This window comes from Neptunomonas qingdaonensis (genome assembly GCF_900113275.1).
Classification (GTDB): Bacteria; Pseudomonadota; Gammaproteobacteria; order Pseudomonadales; family Balneatricaceae; genus Neptunomonas; species Neptunomonas qingdaonensis.
Window position 1 is genome coordinate 141,136 of record NZ_FOOU01000002.1, and the last position, 16,299, is coordinate 157,434.

Consider the following 16,299-nt stretch of genomic DNA (forward strand, 5'->3'; position numbering starts at 1 on the left):
GTTATACCTGTAAAACGCTCAACACGGGTTAAAACTAGCTTTGACATGGGCTCAACGTTATAATGTCGCGCTCACTTTTTTTGTAGTTCAAATCGCATCATCGTAGGACATCTATGACTGGCATCTCTCAGCAGCAATCTCGTCTCAAAGAACTGATAGCTCGCGGTAAAGAACAAGGCTATCTTACATATACTGAGGTGAATGATCACCTGCCTGAAGATATCGCTGATCCCGATCAGGTCGAAGATATAATCCGCATGATCAATGACATGGGTATTCCTGTGTCTGAAGAAGCACCCGATGCTGAAACCCTTCTGATGAAAGAAGGCGATTCATCAGAAGATGCTGATGAAGAAGCGGTTGCCGCACTAGCCGCAGTGGAGTCTGATGCCGGCCGCACTACCGATCCAGTCCGCATGTATATGCGCGAGATGGGTACGGTTGAGCTACTGACACGCGAAGGCGAAATTGTCATTGCCAAACGGATCGAAGAAGGCATTCGTGAAGTCATGTCGGCACTTTCATGCTTCCCAGGATCAGTGGAAATCATTCTTGAAGCGTACAATTCAGTACTTCAGGAAGAAGGGCGCCTCAGCGACATATTCAGCGGCTACATCGACCCTGATAGCGTCATTCTCGCATTAGCTGAAGAGGCATTAAAAAATGCACCCGAAGTTGATGAGAATAGTGATGACGACGATAGTGATGACGACGATAGCGACGATGACGAAGAAGAAGGTGATCGCGGCCCGGATCCAGAAGAAGCGCGCGTACGTTTCACTCTGATCAAAGATAATTTACTGGCTGTTTATGAGGCCATAGAAAAAGAAGGTCGTCACAGCCAGGCTTTTAACGAAGCAATGCAAGAGCTGGCTACTTCATTTTCTCCGATCAAACTATCTCCTCGCTTCTACGAAACACTCGTCACGCGAGTAAGAAAATTTATCGAACGTACTCGTTTGCAAGAACGCACCATCATGCGTATTTGTGTACAACGCTGTAAAATGCCGAGAATATTCTTCATCAAAGAGTTCCCTGGCAACGAAACAGATCCTGCTTGGCTAGAAAAAATGGCCTCATCAGGCGCTGAGTACTCACGCGCAATCAAAATCAATTTGCCAGACCTACAACGCGCCCAACGTAAGCTTATTCAACTTGAAGAAGAAGCCCAGATCTCTCTTGCCGATATTAAAGACGTTAACCGTCGTTTATCCATCGGTGAAGCGCATGCCCGACGCGCCAAAAAAGAGATGGTGGAAGCCAACCTGCGTCTGGTTATTTCTATCGCCAAAAAATATACCAACCGTGGCCTGCAATTCCTCGACCTCATTCAGGAAGGCAACATTGGTTTGATGAAAGCCGTCGATAAATTCGAATATCGTCGCGGTTACAAATTCTCAACTTATGCTACCTGGTGGATTCGACAAGCAATTACCCGCTCGATTGCCGATCAGGCGCGCACCATTCGTATTCCGGTTCACATGATCGAAACGATCAATAAGCTGAACCGTATCTCTCGCCAGATGCTTCAGGAAATGGGGCGCGAGCCACTCCCTGAAGAGTTGGCAGAACGCATGGAAATGCCAGAAGATAAAATCCGGAAAGTCCTGAAAATTGCTAAAGAACCCATTTCGATGGAAACGCCGATTGGTGACGATGAAGACTCAAGTCTCGGTGACTTTATTGAAGATGGTAACCACACCTCCCCTGTCGACTCTGCAACTGGCGAAGGCCTGCGTGAAGCGACTCGAGAAGTACTGGCCGGACTCACTGCACGTGAAGCCAAAGTTCTGAGAATGCGTTTCGGTATTGATATGAATACTGATCACACTCTTGAAGAAGTAGGCAAACAGTTTGACGTAACACGTGAACGTATCCGCCAGATTGAAGCAAAAGCACTCAGAAAACTACGCCACCCAAGCCGATCTGATCACTTACGCAGCTTCTTGGACGAATAGTTTTCTCTTTGCATATCAATCTATTGCGCCAATGATCCAGAATCTGTATTATTGGCGACTCTTTTAGGGCCTATAGCTCAGTTGGTTAGAGCGCCGGACTCATAATTTAACGGACGTTCGCGTCCGTTTTATTGTTTTTACCTTCATTTTCAACACACTTCTAACATCTCAATTTGTACTGACCTTTCCCCTCCGGTCCGTCTCCGGACTCTAGAATCACCCCTATAAAACCTGACACAATCCACCACCAAGTGCGGCACAACACAGACTACTGACGGCTTTTCGACGGCTGCGAAAAAGCGATACCAGATCTGAAAACGTCATACATGATGCGTAGAACCATAGAGCAAAGTTTGCGTCGAAGCGTCGGGACGTCAAATCAGACTACAAACTCCTTCCCTAGCTACCAAAACTACAACGACACCCCGGCCATGAACCGGCAGGCTTCTCTTCGGACAATACCGCTACCGACGACTTGACGATTCGACGCAGCATTGACGGTGAGTAATGGACTTCTTTTCTCGATACTGCCCAACGAGACCCAGCGATACGGCATCTCACGAGCAAGAAAACAGCCCCAAAAACAACTCATCAACCACTCCTCAAGCCATCACTACTCCGTACATACGCTTACTCTAGACAGATCATCCAACACACCTACCTAGCACCCAACTGGTATGCATCCACCAATCTGCCCTCCGTAACAAACCCTAGTACAAACAGATATAAAAACTAAGCAGAAGATCAAAGCCCCTCGTAGGTCTTTGATCATTTTCTATGTTCCTTAACCACTAGGAGTTACAGCCCATGTCAATTCACTACACATCAACAGAAAACAACGCTTCCTACAGTGTTGAACCAAGCATCAGCGGAGGAATTACTGGCATGCTAGCAGGCGCACGGCTCGGATCGTTCATCCCCGTCGTCGGGACTGCTGCTGGCGGCATCGTCGGCGGAGTGCTAGGTGTCATTCTTGGCCCAACTGACTAGCCGGGAGGGAGATGAGCCATGAAACAGATTTCCAGTCCTGAGAATGTCGGAGAGTTGCCACTTGACCCGACAGTACTGACACAGTTGCACCGAGAGTTGATTGAACTTCCCTTCGGAAGCGTCGATTGCGCCGCTAAATTCTGGAAACAGGAAACGACTCACCTGTTCTTGATCGAACAAAACGACAATCTAAATCAGATCTTCATCGACAACCCTCAACTTACCAGCATCTTGAACACGCCAGAGTTTGTCATCCCATTAAATGCTCACTGGACAATAGCATTGACCATCACGACAGATGGCGGCGGTGGCTACTACTTAGTTTTCCCTACCGGTATTGATGACCGACTGGACCAATTGCTCCCCTCTTTAGACTGACCCACTAATTCACCACAATTAATTTCCAATTGAGCTGATGCTCAAGGAGCCCCTATGTCTACGAAAAAGAAAGAAGAACATCAAAACCTACCAATCAATCAGATCCGTCAAAGATCAGCTCCGAAACTAAGTCCCAAAAGTACCGACGAACTGACGTACGAGATCGGCATCCACGCTGAAACCAAACAACTACATCTACGAATCGCCTCCAATGGGACTGGTGGTTATTTCTCGGATGAATGGATTCCAGTAGAAACGATTGAGAAATGTTTTGATGCCACATTCAACAAAGCAAAACCCTTCAGCTCTACACGTCTACGTCCCGTCTTCGCACAGGGTAAGAGCGCCAACAATGCGGGTTTCCTGGCAGCCGTACTGAGGCAAGAGCAACTAATCAGCCCTCACGAGAGCAATTGTTTCCAGCACCTACTAACAGGGGACTTTGACAAGTGGAAGCATCAAGTTATTTCTGAGCTACCGAAGAAATCGAGCAAGGCATCAGAACAAGTAGAGTGAGGCCCATTCACAACTTCTTCCATCCGCCAGATCAATCGGGTAGATCAATCTCGCATAGTTTTTTGGTCTAGGACTGCTCTAACAATTCATTGCAAGGCAATTAAAGCCTGACACACTACGCGCCGGTCTGACTCCGGCGCATTTTCCCAACGTGCATAATCAGCGAGTGCGCCAAGCACACGCTAAGGAGCCGAACATGTCCTCTTCATGCCGATTCAAATTCAGTAAAAAACTGATTGATGAACTTCCCCCCACACCTTCCGACAGTGCGAGCCGAGAAACAGAGTACTCCGATGAAGCCTGTACCGGACTCCGCCTGATCGTGAACCGTGCGGGTAGAAAACGATACTTACTGCGCTACTCCATTTTTGGAAAGAAGAAAGCCATCCAAATCGGTGAGCATGGTCCCTTTGATGTGAAGGATGCCCGCCTCAAGGCTAATGAACTCAAGAAGATGGTTTCCAACGACATTGATCCGCAGGAAGAGCGAAGCACACGACGGGCGGTACTCACTCTCGAACAGTTTGCAGAAGAGCACTACTTACCCTACGCCCACGCTAACAAACGTACGGTCCAAAGTGACATTGGAATCTTCAACAATCACTTGTACCCCGTCTGGAAAGACCGTCGACTCACTGACATCAGTAAGCAAGACGTACAGAAAGTCCTAGACAGCAAGAAGGGTCAATTGAAGCCAGCAACAATCAATCGAGTGCTATCCCTGATTCATCGAATGTTCCGTCTAGCGTGCGAGTGGGGCTACCTAGAAATTAATCCTGCATCTCTGATCAAGAAGCTGAAGGAAAACAATCAACGCAATGTCTTCCTCAGTAAAGAGCAAGTGGCTCGTTTTCTGAAAGCATGTGATGAAGAGCCCAACGCAACCGCTAAAAACGCACTGAAATTGGCACTGTTGAGCGGAATGCGCATCGGTGAGATTCTGAGTGCCAAATGGAAAGAACTAGAGTACACCGATCAAGGAGCCTGTCTTTTTCTACCACACACCAAAGCAGGTCAATCCAGAACGGTGCTACTCAATGATGGTGCGGTAGCCATTTTGGAAGATCAGAAGCAGAACAAACGGGCAGGAAATCCCCACATTTTTCCAGGTCGAGCGGGTAGCAAACCAATGTCACATCCGAAGAAAGCGTTTGCTCGCATCAAGGAGAAAGCGGGCGGGATGGATCAGCTACGAGTTCACGATCTACGACATTCCTTCGCAAGCATTCTGATCAACAGCGGGTCAGCCACACTGTACGACGTCCAACATTTGCTAGGACATCACAATTCACAGACAACGGAAAGATACGCTCACCTAGCCTCTGATCGACTTCGAAACGTCAGTAGCCACGTAAACGACTTCGTACAGGAGGCTAAAGCAGGCTAGTTAAAGTTAGTGAATAGCGGGGGGAATTAAAGGAAATGAGCTCTACCGGAGCTCCCTGCTATACGTTCTTTTTTTGTACGAACAAGCAAAGGGCAGCAAATATGAGAGCAATAAAAGGTGGCGCTGATAGGGTAAGAAATGGTGGGCCTTGCAGGACTTGAACCTGCGACCGATCGATTATGAGTCGAGCGCTCTAACCAACTGAGCTAAAGGCCCCCACCGAAGAGCGCAAATCATACCTAGATCGGATAAATAAGCCAAGTATTACATTCAGAAAAATACTTAAAAAACAGCAAGTACTGAAAGCTGTCCATTTCTGGCGCCTGATCTACTTCGTGAAGTCTGCCGGTTAATCAAAACAACTGAACCTGGATTGATACCCGTAGTCACAAAATACGGTGCTACGGGCTGCCTCTGCTTATTGCCCGATAACAGTCCTAACGTGAATGGTCTACCCTTAGTCTGACGAAGAGACGACGTGACGACCACATACTTTCCAAGCGACAGGGCGTCGGTTACGTCACTCAGTTTGAAGAGGAAATATCCCTAATCACTTCTACTTACGAGTGCAGTGTTTTATTATGGATTTCAATAGCTTTCTAACAATTGACAGTGGATAGTTAATTTTCGTTTTTCTGAACGATGCCTCCACACAAGGATGAACCCATATCTCCTGAGAATAATGTTTCCCTAGATACAAACACTTCGATTTATCATCTGAGTCAGCGGTAAAGGTCTCTCGATAACACATTTCATAGCACTTACTAAATCAGGAACAACAACATGACAAGCACCCAACAACGCGCCGCCTTGCAACGCCAGATCTGGGCCATTGCCAACGATGTACGCGGCGCCGTCGATGGATGGGATTTCAAGCAATACGTACTCGGCACCCTGTTTTATCGCTTTATCAGTGAAAATTTTTCCAGCTATATCGAAGCCGATGACGAGAGCATTAAATACGCCGAGCTATCCGATAGCGTCATCACGCCAGACATCAAAGACGATGCCACCAAAACCAAAGGCTACTTTATCTACCCTAGCCAACTGTTCACGACTATTGTTAAAGACGCCAACAACAATGAAAGCTTAAATACTGATCTAGCGGCCATCTTCGCAGCCATTGAGGCCTCGGCCAGTGGCTACCCCTCGGAAGGTGACATCAAAGGCCTGTTTACCGACTTTGATACCACTAGCAATCGCCTGGGTAATACGGTAAAGGATAAAAACCTCCGCTTGGCCCACGTCCTCAAAGGTGTAGCAGGGCTGGATTTTGGTAATTTTGATAGTAGCAACATCGATCTATTCGGTGATGCTTACGAATTCCTTATCTCAAACTATGCGGCCAACGCCGGCAAATCCGGTGGAGAGTTCTTCACCCCGCAGCATGTCTCCAAGCTAATTGCCCAACTGGCCATGCACAAACAAACCAGCGTCAATAAGATTTACGATCCGGCAGCGGGTTCCGGGTCCCTACTGCTGCAAGCCAAAAAGCACTTCGATGCCCACATTATTGAAGACGGTTTTTGGGGACAAGAGATCAACCACACCACCTACAACCTCGCTCGAATGAACATGTTTTTGCACAACATCAACTACGACAAGTTCAATATTCAGCTAGGTAATACATTAACCGACCCGCACTTTGGTGATGATAAGCCCTTCGATGCCATCGTCTCCAATCCACCGTACTCGGTTAAGTGGAAAGGCAGCGATGACCCAACCCTGATCAACGATGATCGTTTTGCCCCAGCCGGTATACTCGCACCTAAATCCAAAGCTGATTTTGCCTTTGTGCTGCACGCACTAAGCTACCTCTCCAGCAAAGGCCGAGCAGCCATTGTTTGTTTTCCCGGCATTTTCTATCGTGGCGGTGCCGAGCAGAAAATCCGCCAATATCTGGTGGATAGCAACTATGTAGAAACAGTGATCTCGCTCGCGCCTAATCTGTTTTTTGGCACCACCATTGCCGTTAATATTCTGGTGCTCTCCAAACACAAACAAGACACCAATACGCAGTTTATTGATGCCAGCGGTTTATTTAAAAAAGAAACCAATAACAACACTCTGACAGACGAACATATCAAGCAGATCATGGAGGTGTTCGATAGCAAGAAGAAAGTAGATCACCTCGCCATATCCGTATCCTATGAAGAGGTAGCTAAAGACTATAACCTGTCGGTGAGCAGTTATGTGGAAGTCAAAGACACCCGCGAAGTGGTGGATATAACGCAACTCAATGCCGAACTAAAAACCACAGTCGCCAAGATTGACCTGTTGCGCAAAGACATCGATGCGATTGTGGCGGAAATTGAAGGCGAGGAGCAGGACGTATGAGCTTCGTGAGTTTTTACTCTAAAGGGCACATAATGAAAAAACTGCTGGATGGGGCTCAGGTAGAGTGGACTGAATTGGGAAATCTTTGCGAAAAGATTTCATCTGGTAAAAACAAGAAAAAAAGTGACGATGGCCTTTATCCAGTTTTCGGTTCTACCGGTGTAATTGGAAGAACAGATAGCAAAGTATATGAAACCGAACAGATTTTGGTTGCGCGGGTTGGTGCCAATGCTGGGCGAGTATATATAGCTCAAGGTGAGTATGACGTGTCCGACAACACGCTAATTGTGCAAAACAAAGAAGGTGTCGCTCTGAAGTACTTGTATTACTATCTTGTAAACATAGGGCTAAACCAATTTGCTCAGGGAGCTGGCCAGCCCTTGATAACAGGGGGACAACTGAAAGGTCTCTTTATCCCAATCCCCTGCCCAGACAACTCCAAAAAATCTCTGAAAATTCAGGCCGAAATCGTCTGCATTCTGGACGCATTTACCGCCATGACCGCCGAGCTGACCGCCGAGCTTAGACTGCGCAAAAAACAATACAACTATTATCGCGACCAGTTGTTGAGTTTTGAAGAAGAGGAAGTGGAGTGGAAGACGCTGGGGGATGTGTGCGAAAGCATTTCATCAGGAAAGAACAAAGATAAATCGGAAGTTGGTGAATTTCCCGTTTATGGATCAACCGGGATCATTGGAAGAACAGATAATAAGGTCTACGAAATTGAACAGATTTTGGTTGCAAGGGTCGGTGCTAATGCAGGACGTGTAAATATTGCAAACGGCAAATACGATGTTTCCGACAATACTTTGATGCTTAAAGTGAAAGACAATATTAGTTTGAAGTATTTATTTTATTACCTTGTGAATTTGAACTTAAATCGTTTCGTTAAAGGCGCTGGCCAGCCTCTACTTACTGCTGGCCAGTTGAAAGCAATGATAGTCCCTATCCCTTCAGCAGAAGAACAAGCCCGCATCGTTGCCATCCTCGATAAATTCGACACCCTGACCAACTCCATCTCCGAAGGCTTACCTCGCGAAATCGAACTACGCCAAAAGCAATACGAGTATTACCGCGATTTGCTGCTGAGCTTCCCCAAGCCGGATGCCGAGGTAGCGGCTTGATATGAGAAAATCTCTTGATGAATTGGCTTTAGAGCTTTATGAGAACGATAAAAAGGCAACGCTTATCTATGCTTTCAATGGTATGGGAAAAACACGCCTGTCGCGTGCCTTTAAGGAATTAATCGCCCCCAAAAGCACCAATGACCAGAGCGGTAACGAAGCCGAGCTGTCCCGAAGCAAAATTCTGTATTACAACGCCAATACCGAAGACCTGTTTTACTGGGATAACGATTTAGAGGCTGATTCAGAGCCTAAGTTGAAGATACAGCCAAATACGTTCACAGGCTGGCTAATTACACTGCTCCAAGAATTGGGCGAAGATGGCAATATCGTCACGAACTTTCAGCGATATACGGGAAGCAAAGCCACCCCGACCTTTAATGAAGTGTATAAGCACAAGACCAAAGATTACAGTGGGAAGGAGGTGGAAATCACTATCCCTACTTTTTCTGAGGTTAGCTTCCTAGTAGCGGCTCATAAACCTGTTGAATCTAACAGCCCCAATGTAACAACCAGCGACGATAGCGCAGTTATTCAAGGACAATACGAAAGAATAAAAATCTCCAAAGGCGAGGAGAGTAACTTTGTTTGGAGTGTTATATACACACTTTTAGAGCAGGTGATATCTACGCTTAATGAGTCTGATGCCACAAACAGGATAACTGATAAATTTGATGGCCTAGAATACGTATTTATTGATGATCCAGTAAGTTCTTTGGATGACAGCCATTTAATTGAATTGGCGGTCGATCTGGCAAACTTGATCAAGTCGAGCAAATCCGATCTTAAGTTTGTCGTCACAACGCATAGTCCGCTTTTTTATAACGTGCTCTGCAATGAGTTGAGCAACAAAGCTTATGAAAAGCAGGCTGACGGTACATACAAGCTATCTTATAACGCAAACAAGGAGTTTAAAAAGTACCGACTAGAAAAGGCGGATGGCAATTTTGAGCTGTTAGAGCAGCCAACTGATTCCCCTTTCTCTTATCACCTATTTCTGTTATCCGAACTTCAGAATGCCATCAAGAGCGGACAAATTAGAAAATATCACTTCAGCTTCGTCAGGAATATTCTGGAGAAGATGGCCACATTCCTTGGTTACAACCACTGGCCTGCGCTACTGCCGAAAACAGCCGAAGATAAGCCCGATCCATTTGCTAATAGAATTTTAAATCTATCCAGTCACTCTGCCCATGCCGGAGAGGAGGTCGCAGATGTTGAAGAGAAAGATAAAGAAAAACTGGATGAGTTACTGAAATATTTGATCCAAACCTATGGTTTCAAGAAGCAGGAAGCACAATGACCAACTACAAAACAATCGCTGAATCCAATAACTTTATCGTACTCGATAAATACACCAAGGAATGGCAGGTAGCAGAAGGCTACCAGAGCGAAAATGACCTAGAACGGGAGCTAATTCAGGATTTAGCTAACCAAGGCTATGAATACCTACCCAATCTGAATAACCCCGAGGCGATGCTGGCCAATGTGCGCGTGCAGCTGCAAACCTTGAATAGCGTGCAGTTTCTTGAGGGAGAATGGCAGCGTTTTGTGGAGACCTATCTCGATAAACCCAGTGACAGCAGCGTAGATAAAACCCGCAAAATCCACGATGACTATATTCACGACTTTGTGTTTGACGATGGTCGTATTAAAAACATCTACCTGCTAGATAAAAAGAACATTGCCCGCAATAAGTTGCAGGTGATCAAGCAGTTTGAGCAAACTGGCAGCCATGCAAGCCGCTACGATGTAACCATTCTGGTCAACGGCTTGCCGCTTGTGCAAATTGAGCTAAAAAAACGCGGCGTCGCCATACGTGAAGCCTTTAATCAGGTACACCGTTACAGCAAAGAAAGCTTTAACAGCGAGCATTCTCTGTATAAGTATATACAGCTGTTTGTGATCTCTAATGGCACCGATAGCCGCTATTTTGCCAATACGACACAGCGCAACAAAAACAGTTTCGACTTCACCATGAACTGGGCGGAGGCTGATAATAGCCTGATTAAGGATTTAAAAGACTTTACCGTCACCTTCTTTCAGAAAAACACCTTGCTGAATGTATTGCTGCATTATTCGGTGTTTGATGTGAGCGATACCCTATTGGTGATGCGCCCCTATCAGATTGCCGCCACCGAACGTATTTTGTGGAAGGTGAAAAGCTCTTTCGAGTCTAAAAGTTGGAGCAAGCCAGAAAGTGGCGGGTTAATTTGGCATACTACCGGTTCTGGTAAAACCTTATCCAGTTTTAAAGCGGCACGTCTGGCGACCGAACTGGAGTTCGTCGATAAGGTATTCTTTGTGGTCGACAGGAAAGATCTCGACTACCAGACAATGAAGGAATACCAGCGGTTTTCGCCTGATAGTGTCAATGGTTCCGACAGTACCGCAGGTTTAAAGCGCAATCTGGATAAAGACGATAACAAGATCATCGTGACTACCATTCAGAAACTTAACAACCTGATGAAAGGCGAAGGGGACTTACCCATCTACAGTAAGCAAGTGGTGTTTATTTTTGATGAATGCCATCGCAGCCAATTTGGTGAAGCACAGAAAAACCTGAAGAAGAAATTCAAAAGATTTTATCAATTCGGCTTTACCGGCACCCCCATCTTTCCACAGAACGCGTTAGGTGCCGAAACTACAGCCAGCGTATTTGGCCGGGAACTGCATTCCTATGTGATCACCGATGCAATACGCGATGAAAAGGTGCTCAAGTTCAAGGTAGACTACAACGATGTGCGCCCGAAGTTTAAAGATATTGAAACCGAGCAGGACGAGAAAAAGCTTAACGCAGCAGAAAATAAACAAGCACTGTTGCATCCAGTGCGGATCCGCGAAGTATCTCAGTATATTCTGAACAACTTTCGCCATAAAACCCATCGTTTAAAAGCCAATGCTAAGGGCTTTAACGCCATGTTTGCTGTGAGCAGCGTGGATGCGGCCAAGCTATATTATGAATCGTTGAATACATTACAGGCGGGAAGCGACAAACCTCTAAGAATTGCCACAATCTTCTCGTATGCCGCCAATGAAGAGCAAGATGCGGTAGGCGATATTCTGGACGAAAGCTTTGATGTTTCGGCTATGAACAGCAGCGCCAAAGAGTTTCTAACCGCAGCAATTGGCGACTACAACTCTTTTTTTAAAACCAACTTCAGTGTGGATAGTAACGGTTTTCAAAACTACTACCGCGATTTAGCCCTACGGGTTAAATCGATGGAAGTCGACTTACTGATTGTGGTGGGCATGTTCCTCACTGGTTTTGACGCACCGACGCTCAACACCCTGTTTGTGGATAAAAACCTACGTTACCACGGTCTGATGCAAGCTTATTCGCGCACCAACCGCATCTATGATGCCACCAAAACGTTTGGCAATATCGTCACCTTCCGCCATCTGGAAAAGGCGACTGTGGATGCCATCACACTGTTTGGCGACAAAAACACCAAAAACGTAGTGTTGGAAAAGAGTTACAAGGAATACATGGAAGGTTTTACTGATATCGTCACCGGTGAAACCAGACGCGGCTTTATGGAGGTAGTGCGAAAGTTGGAAGAGTCTTTTCCTGATCCCTCCTCCATCGAAAAAGAGTCTGACAAGAAAGACTTCGCCAAACTCTTTGGCGAATACCTGCGCATGGAGAATGTGCTACAAAACTACGATGAATTTGCCAGCCTCAAGGCCCTACAAAGCGTGGATATAAATGACTCGGTGGCTGTCGAGGAGTTTAAAGCAGAGCACTATTTGAATGATGACGATCTAGCAGTACTGCAAACGATCCGCCTCCCTGCCGAGCGGAAGATTCAGGATTATCGCTCTACCTACAACGACATTCGTGACTGGTTACGCAGTCAGAAGAGCGCTGGCGACGATACAAAGTCGACGATCGATTGGGATGATGTGGTATTTGAGGTCGACCTGCTGAAATCCCAAGAGATTAACCTGGATTACATCCTGGAACTGATCTTTGAGCACAACAAAAAAACCAAAAGCAAAGCTGAATTAATTGACGAAGTACGTCGAGTCATTCGTGCTAGCCTTGGCAATCGCGCCAAAGAAAGCTTGCTGGTGGATTTCATAAATCGGACCAACTTGGAGCAAATTGGTGATAAAGCTAACGTAATTGAGACCTTCTTTATTTTCGCCCAAGCCGAACAGCAGCGTGAGGCACAAGAATTAATTAACACCGAAAAGCTGAATACAGAAGCTGCCAAACGTTATATAACTAACTCACTCAAGCGTGAGTATGCCAGCGACGCCGGTACAGAACTCAACGCGATACTGCCGAAGATGAGCCCGTTAAACCCGCAATATTTGACTAAGAAACAAAGCGTTTTTCAAAAGATCGCAGCGTTTGTCGAAAAGTTTAAAGGGGTGGGTGGGAAAATCTAGAAAATGTAGAGGCTTGCTGGCTACAGAGTATGACCAACAACTTGGATGTAGTGACTCCAACCGACGTACCGACGACCCGACGCCATTGCAGCGTCGAGTCGTCGGGATTGCAGCAAAAGCACATCAAACTCAGAGTGTATATTTATCGTTCCAAGCGAACGCGAAGGCGTCGAGCGCGCTCTTGAAATGCTGACTCCCCACCTTCCAGAATATCGCATACAGCTTTCCTAATATGCGAATTTTCTAATCCTCCTGCTCGATACGTGATAGGAGGCAGTCCTCCTTCTTGATGCGCCCCTACTTCAGCAATAATAATCTGATCAGCATTGGTGTTGATTACAAGATTAGCGTTATGCGTGACCATAATGACTTGTCGTTTGGCTTTTGCGGCTATAAATAGCGGCACAAGCTCATCATTTACCGACTTAGGGTCCAAGTTTTCTTCTGGTTGATCAATTATCAGTGGCCGGTCATCAGTTTCATCCAAGGCGAGATATAGTAGAAGTAATACAACCCCCCGAGTCCCGGGCGAAAGCTTACGAATATCAGTTCTATCATATAGAATTTCATACCGAACTGAGATGTGATCAGTTCCAAAAAGCCAATGAGCGAATTGTTTCAACCACGTTTTATATTCTGTCTGCTGTTCAGGCGCATAAGGCGCATGGGCAAGCAAGTCTTGTATATAGGCCGATATAAAGCTTGTCATTGCTCCTTGTATCACGGCAGCATCACCATTTTCCCACGCAGGCTTAAGTTTCTCTTCCGCTAGAACAGTTAAAGATCCACGACCATTGAAGGGACCGGATTTACGTCGATCGAGAAGATTTTCCTCGGCAAATGTCCCCCACTTCTTGACATCAACTACTCTTCGAACAGAAAAACCAAGCTTGCCTAATGTCCCGGAAGAAGCTGCTAACCTCTCCATTAAAGGCCCATAGAGCTCAGCGAGCGCAGATTGCTCGTTTATAACAGCCTCAAAAATTCGTCCATACACATCGTCACGCTCAGTTTGTAAACCTTTCTTACGATGAGTCGCCCCCTCCGCATCAATATATTTTGCTTCAAGCCCCTTAAGAACGGCAGCCTCCTTTCCAATACGCTTAGTCAGTGCTGCGTACTGGTCCCGAACCACCTTATCAGCACTGAACAACGATTCTAATCGAGTCATCTCAGTTACGATCGTTGTTAGGTTCAGCGTTCCAAGATCAACATCATCTGCTATGAAAGGAGTGCTTGGATCTCTAGGCAGCATAGGCATGCCGTTAAGTTCGGCAATATTTTTGTCGGCCCATGCCACATATCCGGCCAGACTAGCATCTACATTCCCCTTATAAATAAGTAAGAAATCTTCCCACTGACTATCATCAAGCCCGCTTTGACTATGTCGATCCCGTGCCTGACGAAGTAGCTCTGGAGCCTTTGTTGCGCGAGTGCTTAAGACCTCATCCTGCATTGTAATGAAAGTACGGCGTTGATTTGTAAAGGCTTGAATCTTCTCCCTAAGAGCTTCAGCAAACTTCCCAAGCTCCTCATGGCGTTTGACCTGTATTTCCGTACCCTTAACAACAAGTTTGGCAAGATCCGTCTTATAGTTATCGATCAATATTTTCTTCTGAGCAACTTGGGTCCGAAGCGTGCTCACCAAATTCTCTTTTTCTAGTTCGATAGCTATTCGATCAGAAAGATCAGATATAGCTTCAGACTCCCGATTTCTAGCCTGTCGGAAACGGCTGGTCCGGAACTCTCGAAATTCTTCGAAATTAATAGCACCCTCACGCTCATCAAGAGGATGAGCTTCTAAGATTACCCTCTCCATCTCTTTTATAAGCCCATCCGAGACACCATTTGACGAACATAGCTCTTCGACGAACTGCTGCGACAGATACCTAGCTCTAGGATATAAAAGATGCCCGTTGGCATCTCGCCCATCCAATGCCCGCGTAGCCTCCCCTCCAACTCCCCAAGTAAGAGTAATCGTCGCATCCCCAATAAGTGGTTTTGCACGAGATAAAAAGGACGGGCTGGTATTTTCGCTTGCATTCCACACAATCGGCGAAATGGAATCGCACCCTGCAGCAATCATATCTGCAAGAGCAGTTTTTCCGGAGCCTCGGGAGCCTATAATAGCGACCAAGCCTGGATTGAGAGGTATTTGGGGCGTTTGTGCCCAAGTCGCGTCAGCTATCGAAGCATCGGAAATGACTTGAGATGGCATAGCAGAAGGTGGTGGCTCAGCCCCAACGAATGCTCGTCCCTCTGGGTCGATACATGCTTGACGTAAAGCATCAAACTCCACGCCACCTTTAATCCAAGAGAAACGGTTTTCAACAGGCTGCCCAACTGTCTTCAGGTGATGCGAGTCGCTGCCATGAAGACAAGGTTTACAGCCATTATATCGCTCACGCAATTCCTCGGCATCAACGCTACGCCGCCCAATCCAGAAATCCCGTTGTGCGGCGCTGCTAGAGAATATTATATGAGCAAACGTCTCTATTTCTTGGCGCATAGTGGTGTCAGCAGCCTGACGTACGCCAGATGTTCCATCACTCACTCCCCCAGCCACGGCTATGATGATGTTATTTTTAGCCCATTCACTCTGATGATAGACTTCTCGTAGCTGCGTAAAATTGACTTTGAATTGTGTTGCGCCGTGCTGTAGCGCCACATGGTCGTCAATGATACTGGGGTTTGCGCGCTTCCCAAGCCTTATCAATTCACTTCGTGTGCAATCAAACCGATCGCTATAAGCCAGAAACTGCAGACGAGTAAGTATTCGTTGTAGTTCAGTGACATGCTCTGGGTCTTCAGGGCTAACAAGGAGATGAATATTCACAAATCCAGATTTAGCAGCGACATCCAACCGAAGCTCAATATTTGGGAATATCAACTGAACGTCAGGTAGCCTGCCATCTACTTTGTACTTCAATACCTGTTCATAGGTGTCAGTCACATAATAATCGGTGACCGCTATAGCCTCTACTCTTGGAGTAAGTTCCTCAAGTGCCGTTAAGTACTCCCCCCAAGGGTCATCGCCTTTGAATTGATTGTTGAGAATAGTTCCAGGGGCGTGAATATGTGGTTCCCAGCGTCGCCATTGCGAACCTCGACTTATCATCCTTACTCCATTAGTCATTATTAGTCCTTAGTGATATCTCCTAAAGCTTACAGATTCTAAGTGAAAGTCTGGTATCTAGCCACTTCCAATTAT

General features: G+C 46.3%; 11 protein-coding genes and 1 tRNA gene. 9 read left to right on the forward strand and 3 right to left on the reverse strand.

Annotated features, from left to right (window positions below):
• Positions 1–113 precede the first annotated feature (113 nt).
• On the forward strand, positions 114–1,958 hold the full coding sequence (gene rpoD, locus BM099_RS03595) for an RNA polymerase sigma factor RpoD (RefSeq protein WP_090724559.1): 1,845 nt from the start codon (positions 114–116) through the stop codon (positions 1,956–1,958).
• A gap of 412 nt (positions 1,959–2,370) precedes the next feature.
• Here rpoD and BM099_RS20235 read toward each other — a convergent pair whose 3' ends face one another.
• Positions 2,371–2,550, reverse strand: coding sequence for a hypothetical protein (locus BM099_RS20235; RefSeq protein ID WP_143083722.1), 180 nt, complete (start codon positions 2,548–2,550; stop codon positions 2,371–2,373).
• Between the two features lie 215 nt (positions 2,551–2,765).
• Between BM099_RS20235 and BM099_RS03600 the strand changes: the two genes are divergently transcribed.
• The 4 genes from BM099_RS03600 (at position 2,766) to BM099_RS03615 (ending at position 5,229) form a co-directional block, all read left to right on the forward strand.
• Positions 2,766–2,948, forward strand: coding sequence for a hypothetical protein (locus tag BM099_RS03600; RefSeq protein ID WP_090724561.1), 183 nt, complete (start codon positions 2,766–2,768; stop codon positions 2,946–2,948).
• 18 nt (positions 2,949–2,966) lie between these two features.
• Positions 2,967–3,326 carry a hypothetical protein gene (locus BM099_RS03605; RefSeq protein WP_090724564.1) on the forward strand — a complete coding sequence of 120 codons (360 nt, stop codon included), beginning with the start codon at positions 2,967–2,969 and terminating at the stop codon, positions 3,324–3,326.
• A 54-nt stretch (positions 3,327–3,380) separates the two neighbouring features.
• Positions 3,381–3,842, forward strand: a complete 462-nt coding sequence (locus BM099_RS03610; protein WP_090724566.1) for a hypothetical protein — start codon at positions 3,381–3,383, stop codon at positions 3,840–3,842.
• A gap of 196 nt (positions 3,843–4,038) precedes the next feature.
• Positions 4,039–5,229: a tyrosine-type recombinase/integrase gene (locus BM099_RS03615; RefSeq protein ID WP_090724567.1), complete on the forward strand. Its 1,191-nt coding sequence runs from the start codon at positions 4,039–4,041 to the stop codon at positions 5,227–5,229.
• A gap of 139 nt (positions 5,230–5,368) precedes the next feature.
• Here BM099_RS03615 and BM099_RS03620 read toward each other — a convergent pair.
• Positions 5,369–5,445: transfer RNA gene (locus tag BM099_RS03620), tRNA-Ile, on the reverse strand.
• A gap of 567 nt (positions 5,446–6,012) precedes the next feature.
• Here BM099_RS03620 and BM099_RS03625 point away from each other — a divergent pair.
• Genes BM099_RS03625 through BM099_RS03640 form a run of 4 tightly spaced genes read left to right on the forward strand, consistent with a single transcriptional unit; the run spans position 6,013 to position 13,088 of the window.
• Entirely contained in the window at positions 6,013–7,566 is a 1,554-nt protein-coding gene (locus tag BM099_RS03625; protein ID WP_090724569.1) for a type I restriction-modification system subunit M, read from the forward strand.
• A gap of 32 nt (positions 7,567–7,598) precedes the next feature.
• Positions 7,599–8,690: a restriction endonuclease subunit S gene (locus BM099_RS03630; protein WP_177201076.1), complete on the forward strand. Its 1,092-nt coding sequence runs from the start codon at positions 7,599–7,601 to the stop codon at positions 8,688–8,690.
• A 1-nt stretch (position 8,691) separates the two neighbouring features.
• The gene (locus BM099_RS03635; RefSeq protein ID WP_090724575.1) at positions 8,692–9,993 is read left to right on the forward strand and encodes an ATP-binding protein; all 1,302 of its coding nucleotides are present in this window, start codon (positions 8,692–8,694) and stop codon (positions 9,991–9,993) included.
• A complete protein-coding gene (locus BM099_RS03640) occupies positions 9,990–13,088 on the forward strand; it encodes a type I restriction endonuclease subunit R (protein ID WP_090724578.1) in 3,099 nt (1,032 codons plus the stop codon). The genes BM099_RS03635 and BM099_RS03640 overlap by 4 nt, the downstream gene beginning before the upstream one ends.
• Before the next feature lie 142 nt (positions 13,089–13,230).
• Here the strand turns inward: BM099_RS03640 and BM099_RS03645 are convergent, their stop codons facing one another.
• Positions 13,231–16,224 carry a TrlF family AAA-like ATPase gene (locus BM099_RS03645; protein WP_198064057.1) on the reverse strand — a complete coding sequence of 998 codons (2,994 nt, stop codon included), beginning with the start codon at positions 16,222–16,224 and terminating at the stop codon, positions 13,231–13,233.
• Between the last annotated feature and the right edge of the window lie 75 nt (positions 16,225–16,299).